At 42.6% G+C, this 23,873-nt stretch carries 18 protein-coding genes; 2 read left to right on the top strand and 16 right to left on the bottom strand.

What is annotated here, in order from left to right; all coding sequences use genetic code 11:
* Window positions 1–20 precede the first annotated feature (20 nt).
* The 8 genes from TY03_RS04575 to TY03_RS04610 form a co-directional block, all read right to left on the bottom strand.
* The gene (locus TY03_RS04575; protein ID WP_042367800.1) at window positions 21–656 is read right to left on the bottom strand and encodes a hypothetical protein; all 636 of its coding nucleotides are present in this window, start codon (window positions 654–656) and stop codon (window positions 21–23) included.
* A 110-nt stretch (window positions 657–766) separates the two neighbouring features.
* Window positions 767–1,555, bottom strand: coding sequence for a phosphatase PAP2 family protein (locus TY03_RS04580; RefSeq protein WP_042367802.1), 789 nt, complete (start codon window positions 1,553–1,555; stop codon window positions 767–769).
* 376 nt (window positions 1,556–1,931) lie between these two features.
* A complete protein-coding gene (locus tag TY03_RS04585; RefSeq protein WP_081713046.1) occupies window positions 1,932–3,059 on the bottom strand; it encodes a DUF1735 and LamG domain-containing protein in 1,128 nt (375 codons plus the stop codon).
* Window positions 3,060–3,080: 21 nt separating this feature from the next.
* Window positions 3,081–4,070 carry a BT_3987 domain-containing protein gene (locus TY03_RS04590; protein WP_187373971.1) on the bottom strand — a complete coding sequence of 330 codons (990 nt, stop codon included), beginning with the start codon at window positions 4,068–4,070 and terminating at the stop codon, window positions 3,081–3,083.
* A 30-nt stretch (window positions 4,071–4,100) separates the two neighbouring features.
* Window positions 4,101–5,072, bottom strand: coding sequence for a glycoside hydrolase family 18 (locus TY03_RS04595; RefSeq protein WP_042367808.1), 972 nt, complete (start codon window positions 5,070–5,072; stop codon window positions 4,101–4,103).
* 20 nt (window positions 5,073–5,092) lie between these two features.
* Window positions 5,093–6,679 (bottom strand): RagB/SusD family nutrient uptake outer membrane protein, encoded by a 1,587-nt coding sequence (locus TY03_RS04600; protein WP_042367810.1) that lies wholly within the window; start codon window positions 6,677–6,679, stop codon window positions 5,093–5,095.
* 17 nt (window positions 6,680–6,696) lie between these two features.
* Complete coding sequence (locus TY03_RS04605) at window positions 6,697–10,038, bottom strand: SusC/RagA family TonB-linked outer membrane protein (RefSeq protein ID WP_230201898.1); 3,342 nt, start codon at window positions 10,036–10,038, stop codon at window positions 6,697–6,699.
* Between the two features lie 178 nt (window positions 10,039–10,216).
* Window positions 10,217–11,074, bottom strand: coding sequence for a FecR family protein (locus TY03_RS04610; RefSeq protein ID WP_230201945.1), 858 nt, complete (start codon window positions 11,072–11,074; stop codon window positions 10,217–10,219).
* Window positions 11,075–11,838: 764 nt separating this feature from the next.
* Between TY03_RS04610 and TY03_RS04615 the strand changes: the two genes are divergently transcribed.
* Window positions 11,839–12,405, top strand: a complete 567-nt coding sequence (locus TY03_RS04615) for an RNA polymerase sigma-70 factor (protein ID WP_042367812.1) — start codon at window positions 11,839–11,841, stop codon at window positions 12,403–12,405.
* Here TY03_RS04615 and TY03_RS04620 read toward each other — a convergent pair.
* The 8 genes from TY03_RS04620 to TY03_RS04655 all read right to left on the bottom strand — a co-directional run bounded on the left by TY03_RS04620 (window position 12,402) and on the right by TY03_RS04655 (window position 22,673).
* Entirely contained in the window at window positions 12,402–13,913 is a 1,512-nt protein-coding gene (locus tag TY03_RS04620) for a sulfatase family protein (protein ID WP_074434134.1), read from the bottom strand. The genes TY03_RS04615 and TY03_RS04620 overlap by 4 nt on opposite strands.
* A complete protein-coding gene (locus tag TY03_RS04625; RefSeq protein ID WP_042367814.1) occupies window positions 13,910–15,367 on the bottom strand; it encodes a sulfatase family protein in 1,458 nt (485 codons plus the stop codon). Before TY03_RS04625 ends, TY03_RS04620 begins: the two co-directional genes overlap by 4 nt.
* Before the next feature lie 74 nt (window positions 15,368–15,441).
* Complete coding sequence (locus TY03_RS04630; protein ID WP_042369154.1) at window positions 15,442–16,554, bottom strand: AMP-binding protein; 1,113 nt, start codon at window positions 16,552–16,554, stop codon at window positions 15,442–15,444.
* A complete protein-coding gene (locus TY03_RS04635) occupies window positions 16,551–17,579 on the bottom strand; it encodes an o-succinylbenzoate synthase (RefSeq protein WP_042367816.1) in 1,029 nt (342 codons plus the stop codon). The genes TY03_RS04630 and TY03_RS04635 overlap by 4 nt, the downstream gene beginning before the upstream one ends.
* Window positions 17,580–17,771: 192 nt before the next feature.
* Entirely contained in the window at window positions 17,772–18,596 is an 825-nt protein-coding gene (gene menB, locus TY03_RS04640) for a 1,4-dihydroxy-2-naphthoyl-CoA synthase (RefSeq protein ID WP_042369155.1), read from the bottom strand.
* A 29-nt stretch (window positions 18,597–18,625) separates the two neighbouring features.
* Window positions 18,626–20,296, bottom strand: coding sequence for a 2-succinyl-5-enolpyruvyl-6-hydroxy-3-cyclohexene-1-carboxylic-acid synthase (gene menD, locus TY03_RS04645; RefSeq protein WP_042367818.1), 1,671 nt, complete (start codon window positions 20,294–20,296; stop codon window positions 18,626–18,628).
* A gap of 41 nt (window positions 20,297–20,337) precedes the next feature.
* A complete protein-coding gene (locus TY03_RS04650) occupies window positions 20,338–21,444 on the bottom strand; it encodes an isochorismate synthase (protein ID WP_042367820.1) in 1,107 nt (368 codons plus the stop codon).
* On the bottom strand, window positions 21,441–22,673 hold the full coding sequence (locus TY03_RS04655) for a Cof-type HAD-IIB family hydrolase (protein WP_042367822.1): 1,233 nt from the start codon (window positions 22,671–22,673) through the stop codon (window positions 21,441–21,443). The genes TY03_RS04650 and TY03_RS04655 overlap by 4 nt, the downstream gene beginning before the upstream one ends.
* Before the next feature lie 307 nt (window positions 22,674–22,980).
* On the opposite strand from TY03_RS04655, the gene rlmF reads away from it, so the two are divergent.
* Window positions 22,981–23,865 (top strand): 23S rRNA (adenine(1618)-N(6))-methyltransferase RlmF, encoded by an 885-nt coding sequence (gene rlmF, locus TY03_RS04660; RefSeq protein WP_042367824.1) that lies wholly within the window; start codon window positions 22,981–22,983, stop codon window positions 23,863–23,865.
* Window positions 23,866–23,873: the final 8 nt, after the last annotated feature.

Below are 23,873 nucleotides of genomic sequence, written 5' to 3' on the forward strand. Positions count from 1 at the left end.
AATTGCCTATCTCTATTTAATTAAAACCTCATACTTACTCCCGCGGTGATAAATCCTCTGTAGCCTAAACCCGCTTCAAGAAACCCTCCGATCCGGTCGTTTCCAACTCGCACAGCTATCGGATTCACCTGAAACGCAAACTCAGTTGTAAAACGAGACTGATTATTGGCTATCAACAATTTCCCAACGTTGGTCATTCCCGTTTGCGTCTGCCTAGACATATTAACACCTACTGCTGCCGATCCGTATAGCTCGACCAACCTTCGTTTATAATAAACAAATTCGCCGGTTGGAAGTATTAAAAAGTTCAATACGTTCTCTTTTACCGCAGGAGTTTTCTCCTGCTCATACGTAATCTTACTGCTTATTCGGGAGAATCCCAAATCAGCCCCCACTCTGAATCGATCGATGGAATATCTATATCCGACCCCTATTACGCCCGATGATTTTGCGTCAGATCGACTCGTTCCAGTAATTGCATCAGCCAATCCCATTCCTAAAAATGAACTTGTGCTTAGTGTCAGCCCGTCGCTAATTGATAGCCTTATTTCATGCTTAGGAGAATAAATCAGATTATTTTTCGCCATGTCTTGTGCATGAATAGTGTTGGCACCTAACGCCAAAAACAAAAGTAATAGCAATAATTTAAATTTCATTTTATAACCTGTTTTTATTTGTAAATAAACTCTTCGATTGTTCGCTAGCTAATGAACTTCAGTAGTATAACTCACCCAGATCTAAATCCCCCTATACAAATACGTCTTTTTTAGAAGTTGAACGATAAAGTAACACCGTATCCATCTTTGATGAGATAGGGTGATAGGCTGGGAACCGCTCCACTTCGGCTCATATTGTTTTTCCATAACATATCATTCAAATAAGGGCTCAACCAATAGGCAATCCTGACGCTCAGTATCCCAACTCCTGCACCGGCCAATACATCCGACAAGAAATGCCTGTTGTTGTAAATACGCATAGCTCCAGTCATTGCTGCCAAAGCATAACCCGTTGCTGCAATAAGCGGATACTCTTTTCCATATTCCATGCGAAGTAGCTCTGCTCCCATAAAAGCAGTAGCCGTATGTCCCGAGGGAAAAGAATTTTTAGAAGATTGGTCGGGACGCATTCTTTGAACCGAGTATTTTCCTGCGTTCACCAAGGTAGCTGTCAAAAGGATAGACAGGGGCAAAGTGATCACCTGTTTTTTAAAACCATTCTCCGACTTCACCCCACATACCTCCAACAATAAGACCGACGCGGTGGGAACGTACTGAATATAATCGTCATAGCTCACCCGCTTGTGTTGTGCACTGACTCCTCTATTTATCTGGTTATCTACCGAACGTATTCGCTGCGAACAAAGAGCCAAAGCTCCCGAACCAATCAATAACGAAGGTGATATGAGTTGAGTATAGATGAATACTCGAGTTTTTTTTTCATGGTGATGGCAAGTGGTTGCAGTTACCGAATCGGTTGGAGGCAAAGCCTCATTGGAGGCGAGAGAATAATAGGGAAAAAGAAGTAATAATTGGATAAGCAATGTCTTTTTTTTCATGCGGTTTGTGTATATAAACTAGGGGTTATAAGATAAAAACGTATTTTTATCTTATAACCCCTAGTGAATCAAAAGCAAAAACTCAATACTAGAGATTTACTTCATCGACATTAAATTCAGTAACATCAACCCTGCTGTTCTTTGGTATATCCAAAATATTATATTAAAAGCGAGCCATAGACATGCCAGCAATCGCTAAAATCAATAAGTTTGATTTTAAGAGGAAATTTGCTAACACTAAATAGTTAAGGATATAACAACCTAAAAAAGGATCAACTTCTGTCGATTTATAATAATATTACCCTCGATAATATCAAAAAAAGAACGACAGCAGAAGTCCACAACTAGTTTTCTACTGCCGTTCGTTAATAATAGATTATTTGCCATCATCAGGGAAACGTTGCCCTATTTTCCATAAGACATTATCTCCCAAGAATGAAGAATCCCAACCATTTTTTGTATAATCTTTTATTTTCGTCCCTTCACCTTCATTACATTTCCAATAGAGTATCAATCCTTCACTATCAGGAGATACGACATACATATTATTAAGTATTTCAGCCTGTGAGCGGCAAACAGTCCAAACCCTTAACTCATTAGCATAACCATTTAATGGAACTCCACCATTATTTCCAAAAGCAATTGAAGCGAACTTAAATACTTCACCTGCTTTTGCATGGGGAGTTGTAAAATCTAAAACTCCATCTACATATAATCGAATATTCGTACCATCATAGGTAAATGCCATATGATACCATTTGTTTTCAGAAAATCTAGCTGAGCTTTGTGGAATATTTCCTCCAATTTTTGCTTGGAATTGATTTTGATCACATATTACATCACCAAAGCGAGTATAAACACTAGAAGTACCGCTTCCGCCAATGTTCCATAGTGTTACGTTATTCCGATTATACTTAGTCAAATTTAAATTCCATTCTAGGGTCCACTGAGAAGCTTCAATCGGTGTTTCCGGTTTGAAACTAAGCCCATTCATTCCCTTCCCCCAATAGGGTACATCAGTTACAATAATTTGATTCAGTATTACAAGCATTTTGGCACTTGTTTGCAATATACTTACACCTCCGTCAACTTTTTGTATTTCTATAGGTAACGCAAATCTATCAGAAGGTTCAAAACTCTCATCATAAGGTTTAATATTCAACTCAATAGGGCTTGCGGTAACTTCTCCTGCTCTAATAATAGCTTCACCAGCATCAGACAAGGTATAAAAATCAGCAGGAAGCATCTTATAATTAGTACCATTGATCTTGTTGTATTCCTGTAGTAAACTTTCATTAATTTGATAATTCACCTTTACATCAGAATCGACCTTTCGTGCTAATCTTGATGTTATAATAGTAGATGCTCCGAGTTCATCAATTGTAACAATTTTCTCTATCTTAGATTGTGCATCTGTAAAATAAACGGCATTTTCAGTAATATCATACTCAGGTTTGCATGACATTAAAAACGACAAAAGTAATAAATAAGTAAATATTTTCATTTTTGTATTTTTTTTGATGATTTATTCAATAAAATTTAATTCAGCCATACCTGCACCTTGTGATAAGCTATAATGCTGTTCAACCTTAAGCTTAAGGTATCTTACCGGTTTTGCATAAACAAATTTAATTGTATTTGTTATTGCAGGTGAACTAGCAGAAGCCGGTCTATTTAAAGTACCACTTTGACCATAACACAACCAATCTTCTCCATCAGCACTAACCCATATAGATAAGAGTTTAGGGTTTGCAAAATAATTACGGTATTCTACGTTACCCGTTAACGTCACTATCTTTACTCCTTTAATTGGCTTTACTTCTCCCATATCTACAATCAATTCACTATAGGCATAACTAGCTCCACGCCATCCACTAACAATATCACCATCTTTCACATATGATGCATCATACGTTGTATTGTTATAAATATCAGAGGTCGATACCAACCAACGAGTCCGATCAGCTTCTTCGCCCACCAGATCTTCTGTGGATTGATCAATATTAAAAACGTTTTTTCCGACATTTAATATAGTAAACGCTGTAGAAGTATTAGAACTTATTGCCACTCCTTTATCCTTAGAAGAGAGTGTAGAAATGCTCATAGGGAGAACATAAACATCAGACTTTATATTTAACAAATTTAAATCAACATAACACGTATCCATTATATTTCCGGCAGAAATCACGACTTCTGAGTTCTTGATAGAAAAGCACTCTTTAGGAAGAGACTTATAATTTGTTCCGTGCTGTTTATTATATTGTTCAACAAGCTCTTGATTCACCTCTAAAGCGACCCTAACATCCTCAGACGTTTCACGAGTCAATTTCACTGGAAATTTTAATTTATCAATACTTACAGGCATACTTCCGTCGGGAAGATATGATCGAGTTATATTTACATCATTATTCGGACGCAAATAGACATAAAGTTCTTTCGAACCTAATTCTTCCTCACATGAAGATAAAATGGCGTAGCCAACAAATAAGATGACCCAGAATAATATTTTTTTCATATTTTCTATTTTTTCATTTAACATATACAATCAAGGTTTTACTGCAGGATTCATTATTTGAATGGCTTGTCTCATAAACTTATAATCAGGATTATGAGCATATTCATATTCCATATGAAAAACACCTACACCACCTTTAGGCCCATTAGCGTCTTCCGGCTGCCACCTAGCCATACCTTCCAATGAGCTCATTTTATTACCATATTGATCCACATAATTAGTTCCTCCTGTCTCCCAATAAGCCTCAAAGTTTTCAGCAACAATTAATTGCTGTGGACGTATACGTTTTTTTACGCTATCCCATCTCCCTTGTAACTTACTGGGATTTTGGGTACCATATGCTTGAGACACTGCATAGTCTGCATATTTCCACCCCTCTTCTGTTATATAGCTAATATGTCCATCAACTATAATTAATTTATCCGGCCCTAAGTATTCTCGCATACAGCGTAATAATGTCGTCATATTCGTGCTATTATAAAATAGGTCATTACCACTACATTCATGATCAAAATCAATACCATCGTATCCGTATTTCTGAATTGAATCTGCCAAAGCTCTTGCAACGTAAGGGATATTTTCTGCTGTATTCTCAAGAACATCAGGTGGGAAACCCAAATTTACTAGATTATGAGAGAAAAGAGTAAAGATCACTTTGGTCCCTAAAACCTCTTGTACATACCTTAAATCTTCCTTTTGTCTATCTGACAAGTTATATTTTGTCGGCCCCCAAATTGAAATAATATCCATACTATCAGGAGCAGCTGCCAATGCACCACGGCCCGACGTTGTGCCTCCATTCCAAAATCCAAACCAGCCAAAAGCCAATTGATGTTCGGCTTTTTTATATGCCCTCAAATTGGCATAATACTCTGGAGTTTTTTCAATTCGATTTTCAACGTCTTGAATTGTTATCTTTTCAGGCATAGTCATATCTTCGCATGAAGACACCACAAAACACCCCACCATAAAAAACAAGAGATATTTAAATATATGTTTCATTTTTATTCGTTTTATTATTATTATTTTGCATCCCACCACAGTTTAACAGCACCATTATCAGTACCACCTAGCCATTTATCCACTGCATTTTGGACATTCTCAGTATTATTAATATATTCGCATGGTGGGAAAGGTAAACGTCTTACCTGAACTTTAGAATTAACAATATTCCCACTGGCATTATATACTATCGGAAAGATTTTCGGATATCCAGTACGTCTAAACTCACTCCAAGCCTCTTGCCCATTAGGGTAAAGTGCAATCCATTTTTGAGTAATAATTCGCTCCAATTTAGTTTCCAGATTGGCAGTATCATCCCATTTTATAGTGATGGAAGTTGCTGGAGAAATATTTTGTACTGAATAAAGAGGGTTCACATAATTCATGGGTTTCTTAGTATCATCTTGCATATAATCATCGGATCCGGGTACAGCGTATTGAGCAAAAGAGAGTCGAATTCCCTCCTCATAAGCTTCTTGAGCTGTAACACCATTCATATCCCAACCGCGCAATGCTCCTTCTGCCTTCAAAAAAGCAACTTCGGAAGCTGTAAGCCAAAAAATAGGGGTATCTGATTCAATATTAGGTGCTGAAAAAAACTTATAATCAGAAGCATTATTTACTTGAATACCATTACGCACACCAAAATATCCCGTTTGATTATTCAAAGTACCTTGGGTAAAATACCTAGAAATTCGAGGATCATCATATCCTCCCATAAAGGACTGCATACTTGCTCCCATACGAACTTCATTGTATCCAAAAGCAATTGTATAGATTGGATTTACAACTTTAATTCCATTAGCTGTTTGTATAGATGCATTATCACTGTTTGAAAGAATTACTCCAACAGAATGCTTTATAGATTCTTCTGCCTTCTGTTTGGCTAAAGTAGGATTTACATATGCAATGCGCATAGCTAAACGCAACTTTAACGAATTAGCAAACTTTATCCATTTTACATAATCACCTTTATAAACCAAATCGTAATCTGCCATTGGAGCTGCACCTGGATTAGTAGTTGTAAAAAGAGTCAAAACTTCAATGGCTCTGTCTAACTCTTGAAAAAAGAGATTATATACCTCTTCTTGACTATCATAAGGAGAGGTAAGTCCCCCACCTCCTACCTTAGAATATGGAATTGGTCCCCACATATCTGTAAATCTATGCAAAGAAGCAACCTTCAAAATCTGAGCAAATTGAAAAGCATGAGAGTTCTCATCAGATCCTAAAATTTTCTTGATCTCAAGCCAAGCACCAAAAGCTCCTGTATATACACTCTTAAAACACTCATCCTGCCATTTATCATAGAAAAAATAGGTAGCATGATTTTTATTACTATTCCAATTATTGACTACAGACATGTGACCGGAGAAAATATCTCCTACAAGGTTTTGAGACCTTTGATATTGATTATCATTTGTAGATATCACATTTTGTTGTAGTTGGGCATAAAAAGCTCCAACTCGAAAATTATCTCCATCCAAATCATCTCCATCAGGTTGATAAGGTTTTTTATTATCAAAACCATCGGTACAAGCGAAAGAAACGGCTAAAAAGAGAGTATAAGCTATTCCTTTATATATATTCTTATGCAATAATTTCATAATTATATCTTTATTTTTTAAAATTCAACTCTTAAACTAAAACCTATATTTCTTAAACTAGGTTGCATAAAATAATCAATTCCTTGGTAATAGTTTCCAGTAGAAGCAATAACCTCTGGGTCAAATGGAGCTTTATTATAAATCATCCATAAATTGCGTCCGACAAATGAAACATTTAATGAAAAATAATCGTTAAACCATGACTTAGGCATCATGTATCCAAATGTTAGTTCCTGCAAGCGAATATTTGTAGCACTGTACACATAATTTGAAAGCATTCCAGTTTCACCACTGCCAATATATTCATAATAATATTGCGTATCTAGTTTTCCATAGTTCACAAGTACACCACCATTATCACGTGCAATAGCCGATTCTTCTGACACTCCATAAGCATCCATTATTGCCTGTGTTGCTGATATAACTTCACCCCCAATACGAGCGTTAAATAAAAATCCAAGATTAAAATTCCTATAAGAAAATGAGTTACGGAACCCAAGATTAAAATCAGGATTTGCACTTCCTACTTTCTGTATGCAATCTACTGTTTGCAAAGTATTTGTATTAGGATCAACGTATATAAACCCTTGATTGTCTTCACGTAACTTATTAGATGTATACAAATCACCAATAGAACCTCCTTCTTTTAGAATCATACTATAAGATCCTGTCTTACTCATCTCCAAACTATTAATAGTAAGAGTTTCACCGGTTATTGGGTCTGGATAGTTTCTAACCAATTCTATTATTTTATTACGATTCATACTAAAAGTCAGGTTCGAGTTCCAACTTAACTTTCCAAATGTATCATTAAATGAAAGCATTGTTTCTATTCCCCAGTTCTCAACATTTCCCGCCTGCAAATAAAAAGAAGAATAGCCTGACGAAGGTGATAAAGTTGATTTAAAAATCTGGTCATAAGTATTTGATCTATAATAAGTAGCATCTAACCCCAATCTACCATCAAACATTTTTAGATTTACTCCAAATTCATATGATTTTGTTCTTTCTGGTTTTAAGTCCTTAATGGGGTAATGGGTATTAGTTGAAATCTGCCCTTGACCAGTATAAGCATATGTAGGATGAGCTAAGTATGGCGTCGGTGCATTACCGACAGAACTATAAGAGCCACGTAATTTCAAAAAAGTTACCCAATCTGGCATTTTCATCATTTCTGTTAAAACCGCAGAGACACCTACTGAGGGATAAAAAAAACTTTTAGTAGTAGTGCCCATCAAAGAAGAATCCCAATCATTACGTGCTGTAGCACTTACATAAATCATACTTTTATATCCAACTTCTGCGCTTGCAAAGATAGATTGTGCTTGTCTTTGATCACCTTCTTGAAGTAAAGCAGCTCCACTACCATACAAATCTATATTTTTTAGAGCAAAGAAATTAGGACTTTTCAATAAATGCCCACAAGTACCACTTCTATCACTTTTTGTATCATGAATACTTGTACCAATATTAGCTGTCAAATCAAATAGCTCAAATCGTTTATTTACATTAGCTATTAAATCAGCATATTTATCACTACTTTGATCTTTAAATGTCAACATATATCCTTTTGATCGTGCATGCAAAGGATCAGTCGAAGCATAAAGATGCCTATCATGCTGTAACAACGTATTATCTAACCGTAAGCGTCCGGAAACATTTAACCACTCTGTCACTTTATAGCGTAATCCGACATTAGCCATGTAGCGATCTCTGTTATTAGTAAAAACATTACGATTTGCTATCCAATAAGGATTTTGCATAGCTTTACCTTGATTTCCATATGGCCAATATTGAGTCATAATTTTACGTCCTTCATCATAACGTTCATAAAGACGGACATTATCAAAGCTTTCTCCTCTTGGGAATAGATAAACAGAAAGTAATGGATTATAATATTGTCCTTGTGCTAACATATTTTGATCTTCCTGAGCAATATAGCTAAAACCAAGATCAAGATTCACTTTATCTTTAAAAAAACTACTCGTATTTTTTATCGTAAAATTATATCTATTATATTCATTATTAGGAATTATACCCCCTGAATTAGTTACAGAAGCCGAAGCAAATGTCTGATTTTTCTTTGTTCCTGTAGAAATAGAAAGAGAAGTTGTTGTGCTATAACCTGTACGAAAAAAATCAATAGGATCATAAGAAGATGGGGTTTCCAGTTTATCCCCCCAACTGGCAAACTCTCCTTTTTTATTTCCATAAGTATTTTGAAAACGAGGAGTAACAAAAGGCTTCATAAAATCTGTATTATGAGCAAATACGATCTTTGCTTCGCCCTCTGTGCCTTGCTTTGTTGTTATTAAAATAGCACCGTTAGCCGCATTACTACCATATAGTGCAGCAGCTGATGGTCCTGTCAAAATTGACATACTTTCAATGTCTTCAGGGTTGATATCAGAAATTCCCTCTCCAGACGTAAGACCTGAAAAAAGTCCTTCAGAAACTCCTCCTTGAGAGTTACTCATAGGAACACCATCTATCACATAAAGTACATTATTACTTTTTGAAATAGATTTAGAACCACGCATCACCACTTTTGTAGCACCGCCTATTCCTGAAGCGCTACTATTAATTTGCAGACCTGCAACTTTTCCTGTAAGTGATTTTACAAAGTTAGCATCTTTTACAGCTGTAACTTCACTCGACTTAACTTCTTGCACATTATAACCCAATGCTTTCGATTTTCTCTTAATACCCAGTGCTGTTACCACAACCTCATCCAACACTTCAGCATCTTCTACCATCGTAATAGCAAGTTGTTTACTGTCTTCTATTTTAATCTTTTGGGTTGTATATCCGATATAAGAAACAATAACGGTATTTCCCTTTTGTACTTTAAGTGAGAAATCACCATCCAAACCGGTTACCGTTCCATTGGTTGTTCCCTCAATTTGTACGGTCACCCCAATAAGTGATTCTCCTTTACTGTCTTTCACCACACCTTTGAGTTGAAAGCCATTATCTTGAGCAACATCTAATTTGCCCTCGGAAAGAATAATCTGATTATCAACAATGGTATATTTTACATTCGTTCCAGAAAAGATTTCGCGCAACATTTCCGGAATGTCACTCTTATTATCAATTGAGACTATCCGATTGTTATTAATCGTTTTACTATTGTAAAGGAATACATATCCCGACTTTTTCTCTATCTGATTCAGCACAGACTCAACCGTGACATTAGACAGACGAATGGGAGTATTGGTTTTTTGCGCATATCCGGTTGCGGCTTGCAACTGAAAGGCTACAAAAAACAGCATTATGAAACTAATCTTCATGGCTAAAGGAAGTTTTAGATTTAAAGAACATTTATATTTTCTTGCAATAAATGAATATTTTTTTTTCATATCTTTGCGGTTAACTAAAGTTTGTTATTATTAATAAACTATTTGGTATGGGGAGATCCGTATGAATTTGCAAGACTCGGTCGGACTCTCTTCATTTTTTTAAGGTAGGAAGGATAGCTGCTCCAACAGTATTCTTCCTATTTTCTTTTATTTTTCTATATCATAGGCTGCCTGTTTTTCATATGGTTACTATAATTTTATTTTTAGTGAAAGTTTCGTCTTTCTTTTGGACTGATTGAACCTGCTCCCACTTCATTTCTGCCGTTTTACTTAAATAATCAAGTATCTGTAGCAATGTTTCGTCTTTAAAAGTGGCTCGATAACGATATTCCTTTCCAGATTTATTTTGTAATTCTATATCCACATTGAAATGTCGTGATAAACGCTTCAACACATCCGGAAGTGCAGCATTACGAAAAATTAGCTTCCCATCTTTCCAAGCAGTTTTCTCATCCACATCAACTTGCGATTTTTGTAACTGATGTGTTGCTTTATCGTAACTAAAGCGCTCTCCGGGCTCTAATTTCACTTGACCTTTTAGGTCAGGAACAATCACATTAACCTTGCCCTCTTCTAGCGTTGTCTCAATCGAAGTTTCGTCCGAATAGGCATTCACATTGAAACGGGTACCATATACATATACGCTCATGCCACTCTTGGTATGTACATAGAAAGGAGATTCGGAATTGGCTTGTACATCGAAATAGGCTTCACCATTTAACTCCACTTCGCGCTTGTCTGCATAAAACTTAACCGGATAGCGCAAGCGGGTACCTGCATTAAGCCAAACAACAGAACCGTCGGGCAATTCATAACGAATCACTGTACCAGAAGGGGTAGTTACCTCGGCATATTGAACCACCTCATCCATCGGCTGACTCCAATATAAATATCCTAATATAAAAGAAGAGAGCAACAAGGGAAGTGACAACATAGCTGCGTAACGCATTACATTAACCTTGAAATGATTTGCTCGATTTCTCTTGATAATACCCTGTGTTCGTAGATACCCTGCTTCTACATCAACATCTTCCATCAGCTCGATATCGTCTGCAATGGCCAGCGACAAGCGCAACTGGTGTAAATGCTCACGCAATTCATTAGAGGCAGCCAATTCTGCCTCTATCGCTTTTTCTTCTGCCGACGTACATTGCCCTTTGCAATAACGCAACAAGCTTTCTGAATCTCTGAATTCAATCTGTTTACCCACTATTTTTATATTTTTTGAATCGTACTGAATGCTTCGTTTATTAATAATACAATCCATACTAAAAAAAAGGACAGGTTGTTTTCTTTTTTTTTAGTATGAGTCAGAAAATATTCCATCTACATTTTAACAGTGTTAATTGTATCTAGTCTTGTGCGGATCTATTTATACAAGAGTATATAGACTTGGCATGAAAGACTACGTACTCATTGCCCCAGAAACTACGTATTTAACACAGCATTAAAATAGTTCTTTTGCAAACAAAGAGAAGCATTATAAAAACTAATTAAAAATAAGAAAACAAGATACTAATAATCAATAACTTAAATAGACACCAAAACTTATTTCAACTCATTGCTGTCTATTTTAGATCAAGCATCTCCTACTATAATATCAGCTCTTAATAGCAATGATACTTATGCATTTATCAAGTTCATTTTTTTTTCGGCGCAATACTTTTTATGGGGAAAAGAGAGGTTGTTGATTTGCTCGATCGAAAGCCCTTAGAAAAAACAATGAGTCAAATTTAGCTTTTTTAATTATTAGCGTTATCTTTGCAACGCACATGAATAGTTACACCAGCGACTAAAACGATGAGAATATCCTTTACTAGTACGAATAAAGAAAAAGACTTTAAAAAATTATACGAAGAGTATTACGCCCCGTTCTGTCTATATGCCAAACGATTTATTGACGATTCTAGTACCTGCGAAGACATTGTTTCGGACGTATTCGCTTCTTTATGGGATAAAGAAGATTCCTTTGAATTAAATAAGACAACAGCATTGGGATATTTAAAAACCTGTGTACGTAATAGCTGTTTGAACTACCTAAAGCACCTAGAGTATGAATGGAGTTATGCCGAACTCTGCCAGAAACGTGACCCAATATATGCAACAGCTCCCGATAGCATTTATACACTCGAAGAGCTTTATAAGATGTTGTATGAAACACTGAATAAGTTGCCCGAAAGTTATCGAGTTGTATTTACGAAAAACTTTTTTGAAGGCAAAACACATGCCGAGATAGCTAAAGAGATGAACTTAAGCGTAAAATCCATTGACCGATACAAACAACGGACAATGGATTTTCTACGTGCCGAATTAAAGGAGTATTTGCCTCTAATCGCTTGGGTATTGTTGCACCGCAATGCCTTTTAGCGACTTCGTCCTTGCAGCTTTTGCTGGTCCAAACGCGACTTCATCGTTTTTACAAGCTCTGGATAATGCTCCACCAGGTTGTTTTGTTGGCTGGCGTCTTGCTCTAAATTGTATAATTGCATAGAAGGTCGATCACTCGCTTCTTTCTCGGGCAAAGCCCAGCCACCCGAGCCTTTACAATCTAACAGTACCCACGGCCCCTGACGAAAAGCAAAATAACCTTCGACAGAATGAGATATAAGCGACTCGCGCAAATGAGACTGTCCACTTGACTTCCCCCGTAATACGCTCCAAAAGCTATAGCTATCTTCGCCTGCATCGGGAGATAAGGGAGTTTGTAGCATCTCGGCACAGGTAGCCAATAAGTCGGTAGAACAAACCAATTGTGACGATCGGCTACCTGCCTGAATCTTTTGAGGCCATGTTACAAGGTAAGGAATCCGGTGACCTCCTTCCCAGATATCTGATTTTGCACCCGAGTAGATGCCATTAGCACGATGATTAAACGCGTTGATATCCTCCTGTCCCCACATCGATCCGTTATCGCTGGTGAAAACAACAATTGTGTTCTTATCCTGACCGCTCTCTTCGAGTGCCTTGTAGATCTGACGTACCACGTCATCGACCATACAAACAAAATCGCCATACACACCGGCATTAGACCGATGACGAAACTCTGCCGACGGAAGCCAGGGAGTATGAGGCGCGCTAAGAGGGAAGTATAGAAAGAAGGGCGATTTATTTTTGCTAGCCTCGTGAATGTACTTTACTGACTGCGCAGTGAAGCGTTGCAAACAAGTATCATGGGAGAAATCGTCTGCAATATCTCCATGACGATACCACATGCCCTTTGCTTCATCGCTTTTCCATGTCGGAGCATGTCGGTTTACGGGAGCGGTCAGCTTGCCATTTTCAATGTATACATAAGGAGCCATATCGAGCGATGCAGGCAGGATGTAACTATAATCAAAACCACAATCGGTGGGTCCGCCGGTAATGGAGGCTTCGTAGTTTACGTTCTGTGTATCCGTAGTATCCCATTCGCTGCCTTCGTACAGTGCCTTCGTACTGTCTTTTTTACTCCAATGAAGTCCCAGGTGCCATTTACCAATACAGGCAGTACGATAGCCATTTGCTTTCAGAAAGGAGGCTACTGTTTCACGCACCGGTTCAAGCAATGGTTCGGAGTATCCGGTTAACACTCCTTTTTTTAACGCCGATCGAAAAGCATACCGTCCGGTCAACGTACCATAGCGCGTGGGAGTACTAACGGCCGAATTGCTATGTGCATCGGTAAACTGCATTCCGTTGTCAACCATGTGGTCTAACGCAGGAGTGGGTATCTGCGAAGCGGCATTCAATGCACGGATATCTCCAATACCCATATCATCTGCCAATATATAAATAATATTAGGTTTCTCGACCGACGATGCCTTTGCCACACCTGCCAAAAGCAAGAGAGAAGGCAGGCCAATCAAGGCTCTGTTACGTATCATGCTGTGTTTCATTTTCTTTCATTTTTAAAAATAGTGTGCCACTCTTGTTTCATTCGTTTCACAGACTCTGTGCCGTACTCTTTTCCATCGAAAGAGTCTTTGTATTCGTTAAACTGATTATATAAGATCTTCTTGAGATGCTTTGCCTTTTTAGGCATTACTTCATGCAAGTCCTTCTGTTCAAAGGGGTCTTCTTCTATATTATACAACTCATACTGCCCCTCCGAGTAATAGAGCTTATAGTCCGATTCAAGAACAGCACCCTGAAGCATGGAGCCAAAGAGTAACGGTTTACTGCGTGCACGAGTCGAGCCATTCGCAAAGCGTCGGAAAGACTCCCCGTCTAACGCTTGCTTGGTGGAGCCCGTATGACCCAAAATATCTAAAACAGTAGGAAAATAATCAGTTGTAGAGCATGCTTGTGCTACATGCTTCCCGGCAGGTGTCTCTTTTCTCCATACCATAAATGCAGGGACTCTGATTCCACCTTCGTGCAATGAGCGTTTAAGCCCTTTAAAGTTGCCTGCAGATCCGGGAGTACCTATTTCGGGACCGTTATCACTACAAAACAGGATGAGTGTATTTTCATATAAACCCAATTCTTTGAGGTGAGCAACCAAACGCCCTACCTGCTCGTCCATGGCGGTGATGCATCCGTAATAGTTTTGCTCTTCCATAGAAAACCCCTGATACATGGCTGCATGTTGAGGCGACGCAACACATGGCAAGTGAGGGGCATGAAACCAGATTACACTTAGAAACGGCTGATTCTTCAGGCGGTTATCCTCAATAAAGGGAAGAACACGATCCATAATCACCCGACTATCATCTCCACTCACCTGATCGGTTACTTTATTTCCGGCTATATCCCAATAGGAGGTGCCGTAATCTCGCACAGACTCTCCGGGAGTTACAGCATTCCAAAACCGGCCGTTGTTCTTTTCCGGGCATATCATGGGGTCGTAAGTGGGGACTTTTGACTCCGTAACAAAAGCAATATCATAGCCATGCTCTACCGGAGGATTATATAGATGGGGATACGCTGCACCACCCCGATTGGCATCTTTGCCTTGCTTTGTCAATGTACCTAAATGCCATTTGCCAAAATGACCGGTAGCATACCCCTCTTCTTTTAATGTTTCGGACAGGCAGATCTCTTCCGGACGAAGGATACCTTCATTGGCCGAAAAAACTCCCGTGCGAAAGGGATGACGACCGGTGAGAACACTTGCTCTGGTTGGCGATGAAAGTGGAGCCGCTGCATAGAAGCGGTCAAAAACAACCCCATCGGAGGCCAATGCATCCAGATGGGGCGTTCGTATGATGCGATTGCCGTTGAACCCGACATCTCCCCAACCCAAATCATCGGCCATGATAAGAATCACATTAGGTTTGTCGGTTTGCTTAGCAAAAGCACACAGTGGAGTAACAATAAAGCCAAATAGATATAAAGTGCTTTTCTTCATAATTCTTTTTAATTTTCAGATATAATACTGCCAAGTCGAATGAGCTCCTCGGCAGTTGTTTAATAAAAGTTGGATTAACTTTCCTGCACGTTCGTTCTAAACATAGATCGTGCCAGTTCTCTACATGCCACACGGTCTACCTTCCCATTGCCCGTCAGAGGAATCTGACGTACGGGAATGATGTACTTTCCGCATCTATAGTGTTTGGGCATATTGGCTTCGACCAGCACACGTATCTTCTCTATCTCAAGTATCCCTTCGACCAGTAGCACAACAGCCTCGCCAAGTCTCTCGTGAGGAACCGAAGTGAACACAAAGGGCATCGGAAGGACAAACTGCAACCACGCTTCGAGTATTTCGGGTTGTAGTTTGATACCGCCGCTGTTGATCGTATTGTCTCGCCTGCCAAGGATCAGAAATCCACCTTCGGGGGCGAGAGCAGCGACATCGTTGGTCGTCAGCGCTTCATCGCATATAAGAGGTGCCTCAATGACCAATGTATGATCGGGCGAAATGGAGAACTTCACTCCCGGCAGGGGATGATACGTAAGACTGTCGGACGTATCGCTATTCAAACGGCAAAGGGCAACGTGAGACAGGGTTTCGGTCATGCCGTAGGTAGAATAGACTTCGCCCGGCAGTTGGCATATCTTATGCCAGGCTTGGGTGGTAACAGGCCCTCCGCCGATAATCAATGTGTCGATGCGACGAAGACGCTTAAGCTCTTTGGGCGTATCGAGCGTATTATAAACCTGCAACGGCACCATGGCGGCAAAGCGGATTTTCTCTTTAACATCGGCCAGCGGATGCCCGGAAGGAGTGCGAACGATCAGGTTCAACTCGCCCACCAAGGCGCGCACGACCATCATCTTTCCTGCAATGTATCGCAAAGGCATACAAAGCAGGGCGGTATCTCCTTTGGCGAGTTTGAATACCTCGCACGTAAGGCGTGCACTTTGCATCATTTGCTCCTTGCGAACGATCAGCTCCTTCGGTGTTCCGGTAGAGCCCGAAGTATGCACCCTCATCGTGGGCGAATCATCGAACCACGCTGTGAGAAAGGTATAAAGCTCGGCCAGCATCGGAGGCGTTTGGGTGTTAACGGAGGCCGACAGGCGAGCAATGTCTGCGGCCGAATACGTTTTCCCCTCCAATGTAATGTACTGCTCTTTTCTGTTTAAATTCATCTGTTCGGATTTACGTACCATAAACAATCTTTTCGTATCTCTAAGGGCATGGCTATGTTGTCTGTAAAAAGAGCACCTGTGCCCAAGCCCTGTGGCAACGGATTATCGAAGGTGGCACACCACTGGGCAATGGCGTTGAGACCGATGTTCGACTCCAGGGCGGAGGTAATCCACCAACCGATCTCCCGTTTACGAGCCTCCTCGATCCACTCCTCGCCACCGCTCATACCTCCGTGCAAGGAGGGTTTGAGGATGATGTATTGCGGACGGATCGTATCGAGCAGTCGCTGCTTATCTGCCACACGATGCCAACCGATCAGCTCCTCATCGAGCGCAATGGGGAGGGGTGTTTCGGCCGTCAGGCGTGCCATCTCCTCGTAGTGACCGGCTCGTATGGGTTGTTCGATGGAGTGCAGATCGAAGTCGGACAGGCGCTTTAGCTTCTCCAGTGCATCGGCCGGGTCGAAGGCTCCGTTGGCATCGACCCTCAGCTCCACCTCCGCAGCCCGAAAGTGAGCCCGGATGTGGCGTAGCAAAGCCAGCTCCTGCTCAAAATCAATCGCCCCTATCTTCAGTTTGATGCACCGAAAGCCGGCCTGCATCTTCGTTTCGATTTGCTCAAGCATTTGCCGATAGTTGCCCATCCAAATGAGCCCGTTGATCGGTATTCCGGCTTCACCACGACCGAAAGGGGTATCCCACAGGGCGTAGCTATCTGCTTGGAGATGGCGAAAGGCGGTTTCGAGTGCAAAGAGAATCGATGGATAAGGGCGCAATGCCTCGACATCGATCTTTCCCGTTGCCGCCGTCTGTGCACAGAGGGAGGCGAGGATGAGGGGATAATCGGGCAGATCGTCGCAGCTCAATTGAGGCAACGGCGCACACTCTCCGATGCCTATCCGCCCGGGAAACTCGTCGGCAGTTAGGTGAATATACCACACCTTGCGGGTTACGTAGGTGCCGCGTGAGGTACCTGCCGGTTTCTTGAAATGTAGTTGGTGAGGAATCACCTGAATATAATACATAGGGTTCTGTTTTGGAGTATTATTGTACTACCGACTCGTGCCGCTCTGTACTAGATGCTAGTACTGCCCTGTACTGAGGTCTAGTACCGCCCTGTACTGGATGCCAGTACTGCCCTGTACTGGATGCTAGTACAGCCCTGTACTACGTGCTAGTACAAAACTGCACGAGCTGCTCGATCAACAGCGCCTCGGTTAGGGGAGCTTTTGATATTGCTTAAAATTCGGTTTACGTTTCTCAAGGAAAGCATTCTTCCCCTCCTGAGCCTCGTCGGTCATATAGTAAAGCATGGTGGCATCTCCGGCCAACTCTTGAATACCGGCTTGTCCGTCGAGTTCGGCATTAAGTCCGGCCTTAATCATGCGAAGGGCGAGCGGGCTGAGCTGCATCATCTCCTCGCCCCACTGCACATACTCGTCTTCGAGTTGTTCGAGCGGAACGATTTTGTTGATCAACCCCATATCCAAGGCCTCCTGCGCATTGTACTGCCGACAAAGGAACCAGATTTCGCGCGCCTTCTTCTGCCCTACTACGCGCGCCAGATAGGAGGAACCGAATCCGGCATCGAAGCTGCCCACGCGCGGCCCGGTTTGTCCGAAGATGGCATTTTCGGATGCAATAGAGAGGTCGCACACAACGTGCAGCACGTGTCCGCCGCCAATCGCATATCCGTTGACGGCTGCAATAACGGGCTTGGGAATACTGCGTATCTGCTTCTGCACATCGAGCACACTCAATCGGGGCACACCGTTCTTATCGATGTATCCGCCGTGGCCTTTTACATTCTGGTCGCCACCCGAGCAGAAGGCCTTATCGCCTGCACCGGTAAGCACCACGACGCTGATGTCTTGATTTTCGCGACAGATACGCATGGCATCGCTCATTTCGCCCGTAGTGGTGGGGGTAAATGCGTTGCGATAGCGTTCGCGGTTGATCGTGATACGGGCAATGCCGTTATAGTAATCAAACAGAATATCTTCGTATTCCTTGATCGTAGTCCATTCTCTTGCTGTTGACATAGGTTGTTTTGTATAATTTAATGAGTAATTCATTGCTGCTTGAGCGAATGATAATATTCTTTCAGGACACGGGCATCCTTGTTCTTGTTGGTAAAGACTTCGAGCAACAGAGGTTGCCCGGTCGATTCGGGTTGTGCAAACTGAGCCATCGCCTCGTTCAACTGCTCCTCGTTGTCGGCTTGGAGATAGTCGAAGCCGCGCTCTTCGGCCCAACCGCGAGCCGATGTTTTGTGCACGGCGGTAACGAACTTATGCGAAGTGCCCGACATTTCGAGACCAGGCAACGTATGAAAGATCTCTCCCCCGCCGTTGTTAAGCAACAGAATACGGACGTTGGGACGAACGTGCCCATTCCACAGGGCATTCATATCATAGAAGAAACTTAAATCGCCGATGATGATAAAGTTCAGCTTGTCCGACGCCGAAGCATATCCGATGGCAGTCGAGAGGGAGCCTTCGATACCGCTCGTGCCACGGTTGCAACACACCTCCACGCCGGCGGGCAGTGTAAACAGCTGCGCATACCGCACCGTAGAGCTGTTGGCCAGATGCAGTGCCGACTGTTCGGGCAGTGAGCGTATCAATGCACCGATGGCCGACATTTCGGAGAAAGGCAGCACGGGCGGAAGCAGTGGCTTGCACGTATTCTCCCACAGCAAGGGATAGGGCGAGGTTCTATTCTCTAACAGGAAGGCGATCTTTTCGAGAAACTCGAACGGGTCCATCTCAATCACCGTAGTGAGCGAACCGTACAGATCGACCACCTCGCCATCGGGCGATACATGCCAATGCTCCTTGGGGGGATGCTGGCGCAGGTACTTCTTCAGCCGCTTGGACACGATATGTCCGCCATACGTAATGAGTAGTTCGGGGCTCATCTTCTCCTGCTGCTCCTCGTTCATGGCATAGATAATCGCATCGAAGTTCTTCATGGCGATGCCCGGAACGGTCTGATTGCCCAGATGCTCCGTCAGCCAGGCGAAGTGCTTGTAGAGCATCTTCACGTATTTCTTTTCGAACTGATAAATAAGGTTCATCTGACCGACAACGATCATGCGTTTCGTGTACCCGTTGAGTCGTTCGATCAGTTCGTCGTAATTGCGATCATACACATTGAGTCCCTGATAGCGGGTGATGACACGTACTTGCGGCAAGGCGTCGGTAGTAAACTGAAACAGCGGCTCTGACACGGGGATGTTGATATGCACCGGGCCTTTGCCGTGATGGTGCGTCTCCAAGAGGGCTTCGTTTACCAAACGGTTGCAGTACCACTCGTCTTCGTCGGTATAGATTTCGGGAAGGTTTACCGACTTCTTCACCAACGAACCGAACACGCCGGGTTGAGGTACCGTTTGCCCATCCATCTGCCCTATCCAAGCTGCCGGACGGTCGGCCGAAATAACGACTAAGGGTACGTTTTGATAGAAAGCCTCGGCCACCGCAGGATGCAGGTTCAGCAATGCCGTGCCCGAGGTACAGCATACGGCGGCAGGCTGCCCTCCCGACAGTGCCAACCCGATGGCAAAGAAGCCGGCACTACGCTCATCGGTTACCGAGTAGCAGGTAAACGAGGGGTGCGTAGCCAACGTATGTACGATCGGCGCATTCCGACTGCCCGGGCAGAGTACGATTTTAGTCACCTGATGTGCTTCGAGCAATGCTACGAGCTGCAGAATATTTTTCTTATCTGTAAAAGCCATAATGGTTCATTATTAAGCGTCGATGATGGCAACTGCCTACATTAAGCGTGGATCATCGACAACATGGTTTTTAATTTCTTCTCCGTTTCCTGCCATTCGTCTTCTAGTTCGGACGAGGCAAGCAGTCCGCCACCGGCGTAGAGTGTCAATCGGTCGGGGGCAATGTGCATACAACGCAGGTTGACGTACAGATCGGTTCGTCCGGCAGGGTCTATCCACCCGATGAATCCGGTATAATACCGTCGGTCGTAGCCCTCGTTCTCCAGAATGAACTGATAAGCCTCTTCCTTGGGCAGTCCGCATACGGCAGGTGTGGGGTGAAGCTGGTTCAGCAGATGCCCAAGTTCTTTATTGTCGGCAAGCGAAAAGCAGAAGTCTGTTTTCAAATGCGATAAGGCTCCCGCAAAAGCCGGATAAGGTCCTTTTTCGACGGGGCGAATACCCAACGAAAGCAACTGCCGACGGATGTATGAGGATACGTACCCCTGCTCTTCGCGATTCTTATCATCCCATAGCTGCGGCAGTTCGCCATTCTGAAGCGATTGTGTACCGGCCAATGCTACCGTACTCCACTCGCCCTGTCCACCCGAAAGGATTATTTCGGGCGTACTACCCAGCCATACTCCGGTTTGTGGCGTATAGCAAAGGTAAACGTACGAGTGAACGTAACGTTCGCAAGCCTGATAGAAAGCCATCGCCGGTGAGAAATCCGTCTTTTTCTCTAGCGTCAGCGAGCGAGACAAGACCAACTTCTCAAATTGCTTCGTGCGCAAAGCGCGAATAAAGGTATCGAAACAGGCCACATAATCATTGGTATGCGGATACAACGAATGCCCATCGTGCAAGGCCGGCGCATCATCCGCATCAGTTCCTGCCACAGCGTCGTCACACAACACCACATCGTCTAATGAAAAGATATCGGGTTCGATCAATACAATCGGACAAGCCTCGCTCGCCCGGAAAGGAGCAATGACAAATCCCCGCTTTTCGTTAAGTGCCGTAATAGAGTCTATCGAACGTACAGCACCCTCGCGTTGCATTAAAAAATGTGGTGTTTCTTCTCCCGGAATACGATAGATGGCAAAAGAACACTGTCTGCGTATTAATTCATCAATAATCTTGCCATGAGCAAGGTTTTGTGGCGTCATCTCTTTTTAAATATACTATTAACAACTCGAACAGACGAAACCAACTTCGCTGTAGAAGTCAATACATCTACATTCCATACATGTGATGAACGTCCTTTGTGCACAATGGTTGCCACTGCACGTACCGTATCGCCTTCATGGGCCGATGAGATATGGTTTCCACTCACCTGCATACCTACGGCAAATTCATCGGGCTGACAGAGAATCATAGAGCCCATGCCTGCCACCGTCTCTGCCAAAGCCAATGTGGCACCGCCATGCAAAATGCCAAACGGCTGTCGAGTACGCTCGTCTACCGGCATCGTTGCCTCTATACGGTTTTCGGATGCATACGTATATTGGATGCCGAGGTTGCCCATCAAGGCATGACGCGCCTGCTGGTTAAGCAAGTCCAAGGGAACATCTTCGGGATGAATTTCGGCCAGTATCGCTTTCTCAATAGCCACTGCAACCCCGTCTTCATCGTTCGAAGCGGTAATCATATCGGCACAGATCTTGACCGAGTCGGGAGCATTGCCCATAGCAACACCTAGTCCGGCCAATTGGAGCATCGATACATCGCAAACGCCATCACCGATGGCAATAACCTCTTCGCTGTTCAGCTCAAGTATTTCGAGCAGGGCACCCAGTGTATTGGCTTTATTGATAGCGGGTGGCACCACCTCGAGAAAGTAAGGTTCGGAACGGAATACATCCAACGCTCCGTTCAGCCGCCTCCGCCAATGGTCTTCGAGGTCGATCAGTGCCTCTTCATTGTCGCTGACTACCATGCATTTGCACGGAGCAAAATCGACAGCTATCGAAAACTCCTCTTCTTTGATCAACTCCATATTGTTCAACTCGGCTTCTCCCAGAATATGCTCATTATCAATCGAAGTGGTAATGATACGCTCTTGGTTATAAGTGAAAAGTGAAAAGCCATTCTTCCGCGCTTTTTTCTCTATGTAAGGAAGCATTTCGGGATTGATGCGCCGCTCAAAGAGCAGTTCACCGTTTTGGGCATTGATAATCTGCCCACCGTTATAAGAAAGGATAAACCCACCGTAATTACCCAGTTCAAGTGTTTTGACCAGTGGCATAAGACCGTAAGTCGGTCTACCCGATGCCAAAACAACACGTACACCCATCTGTTGCACCTTTATTAAAGCTGCCTGAGTGCGCATACTAATTTTCTTTTCCGTATTGAGTAACGTTCCGTCTACATCAAGGACTAATAATTTGTACTTCATAGTTGCACTATTTGGTTCCGCTTACAAAGGTAGAACTATTTAGAGAAACACTGCCGTGTGCAGGCAAAAAAAACAGGCTACGAAGTGTACAACCTTAAAAAAACGAACAACTCGAGAATGATAACGAAATACAATCATTCAATCGAAGCATCAACAAATCCATATATACACTTTCGTAGCCTGCTAATCTATTCTCATCCGGATGTTGCAGTAACAACAAGACTCGGGCAGGAATGATTAGCGATAGAGGACTAAAGAAATAAAAAGAATCGGAATTTAACGAAAGATTCTCATTATCTTTGCCACCATGGCAGAAAGAAACGAATTACACCCCAGAAATAAGCACAACGGCCAATACGATTTCGGCAGATTAATCGCTGACTATCCGGCCCTCGAAAAGTTTGTAGCCCCCAATCCATACGGAAACTTATCGATCAACTTCTTCGATCCGCAAGCGGTAAAGGCACTCAACAAAGCACTTCTCAAAAGCCATTATGGCATTACGTATTGGGACATTCCACGCAACAGCCTTTGCCCTCCGATTCCCGGCAGAGCGGACTATATTCATTATTTAGCCGATTTAATAGGAGATACTTCTCAAACAACATCACCCGGCCGTATACTCGATATTGGTGTGGGAGCCAATTGTATATATCCCATTATCGGATGCATCGAATATGGATGGACGTTTGTAGGGAGTGATATCGACACCGCTTCGTTGGCCAACGCTCGCAAAATAGCAACGTGCAATCCGATACTGGCATACCGTATCGAGCTGCGCCTGCAAACAGATAAGCAGTCGGTGTTCAAAGGCATTATTGCTCCCGGCGAGCAATACGAAGCCACACTCTGCAACCCACCCTTTCACAGCTCGCCCGAAGAAGCTCAACAAGGCACCTTGCGCAAGCTAAGCAGCTTAAAGGGGAAGAGTGTAGCAAAAGCAAAACTCAACTTTGGCGGAAACGCCAATGAGCTGTGGTGCGAAGGTGGCGAATTAAGTTTTCTTATTCGAATGATCGATGAAAGCCGCCTCTTTGCTAATCAATGCAAGTGGTTTACCACATTGGTATCGAAAGCTGCTCATCTCGAAACACTATATGCACAACTACAAGCGGTCTCTGTGGCCGAATATAAAACCATTCACATGCAACAAGGAACCAAAACCAGCCGAATACTGGCTTGGCGTTTCTAAATCGAAAG

The sequence above is a fragment of the Bacteroides neonati genome, from assembly GCF_000499785.1.
In the GTDB taxonomy this organism is placed as follows: domain Bacteria; phylum Bacteroidota; class Bacteroidia; order Bacteroidales; family Bacteroidaceae; genus Bacteroides; species Bacteroides neonati.

What these genes read in the sequence shown, in the direction of transcription:
- TY03_RS04575 (WP_042367800.1), bottom strand. Translation starts at nt 656, where the DNA reads ATGAAATTTAAATTATTGCTATTACTTTTGTTTTTGGCGTTAGGTGCC.
- TY03_RS04580 (WP_042367802.1), bottom strand. Translation starts at nt 1,555, where the DNA reads ATGAAAAAAAAGACATTGCTTATCCAATTATTACTTCTTTTTCCCTAT.
- TY03_RS04585 (WP_081713046.1), bottom strand. Translation starts at nt 3,059, where the DNA reads ATGAAAATATTTACTTATTTATTACTTTTGTCGTTTTTAATGTCATGC.
- TY03_RS04590 (WP_187373971.1), bottom strand. Translation starts at nt 4,070, where the DNA reads ATGAAAAAAATATTATTCTGGGTCATCTTATTTGTTGGCTACGCCATT.
- TY03_RS04595 (WP_042367808.1), bottom strand. Translation starts at nt 5,072, where the DNA reads ATGAAACATATATTTAAATATCTCTTGTTTTTTATGGTGGGGTGTTTT.
- TY03_RS04600 (WP_042367810.1), bottom strand. Translation starts at nt 6,679, where the DNA reads ATGAAATTATTGCATAAGAATATATATAAAGGAATAGCTTATACTCTC.
- TY03_RS04605 (WP_230201898.1), bottom strand. Translation starts at nt 10,038, where the DNA reads ATGAAAAAAAAATATTCATTTATTGCAAGAAAATATAAATGTTCTTTA.
- TY03_RS04610 (WP_230201945.1), bottom strand. Translation starts at nt 11,074, where the DNA reads ATGGAAGATGTTGATGTAGAAGCAGGGTATCTACGAACACAGGGTATT.
- TY03_RS04615 (WP_042367812.1), top strand. Translation starts at nt 11,839, where the DNA reads ATGAGAATATCCTTTACTAGTACGAATAAAGAAAAAGACTTTAAAAAA.
- TY03_RS04620 (WP_074434134.1), bottom strand. Translation starts at nt 13,913, where the DNA reads ATGAAACACAGCATGATACGTAACAGAGCCTTGATTGGCCTGCCTTCT.
- TY03_RS04625 (WP_042367814.1), bottom strand. Translation starts at nt 15,367, where the DNA reads ATGAAGAAAAGCACTTTATATCTATTTGGCTTTATTGTTACTCCACTG.
- TY03_RS04630 (WP_042369154.1), bottom strand. Translation starts at nt 16,554, where the DNA reads ATGAATTTAAACAGAAAAGAGCAGTACATTACATTGGAGGGGAAAACG.
- TY03_RS04635 (WP_042367816.1), bottom strand. Translation starts at nt 17,579, where the DNA reads ATGTATTATATTCAGGTGATTCCTCACCAACTACATTTCAAGAAACCG.
- menB (WP_042369155.1), bottom strand. Translation starts at nt 18,596, where the DNA reads ATGTCAACAGCAAGAGAATGGACTACGATCAAGGAATACGAAGATATT.
- menD (WP_042367818.1), bottom strand. Translation starts at nt 20,296, where the DNA reads ATGGCTTTTACAGATAAGAAAAATATTCTGCAGCTCGTAGCATTGCTC.
- TY03_RS04650 (WP_042367820.1), bottom strand. Translation starts at nt 21,444, where the DNA reads ATGACGCCACAAAACCTTGCTCATGGCAAGATTATTGATGAATTAATA.
- TY03_RS04655 (WP_042367822.1), bottom strand. Translation starts at nt 22,673, where the DNA reads ATGAAGTACAAATTATTAGTCCTTGATGTAGACGGAACGTTACTCAAT.
- rlmF (WP_042367824.1), top strand. Translation starts at nt 22,981, where the DNA reads ATGGCAGAAAGAAACGAATTACACCCCAGAAATAAGCACAACGGCCAA.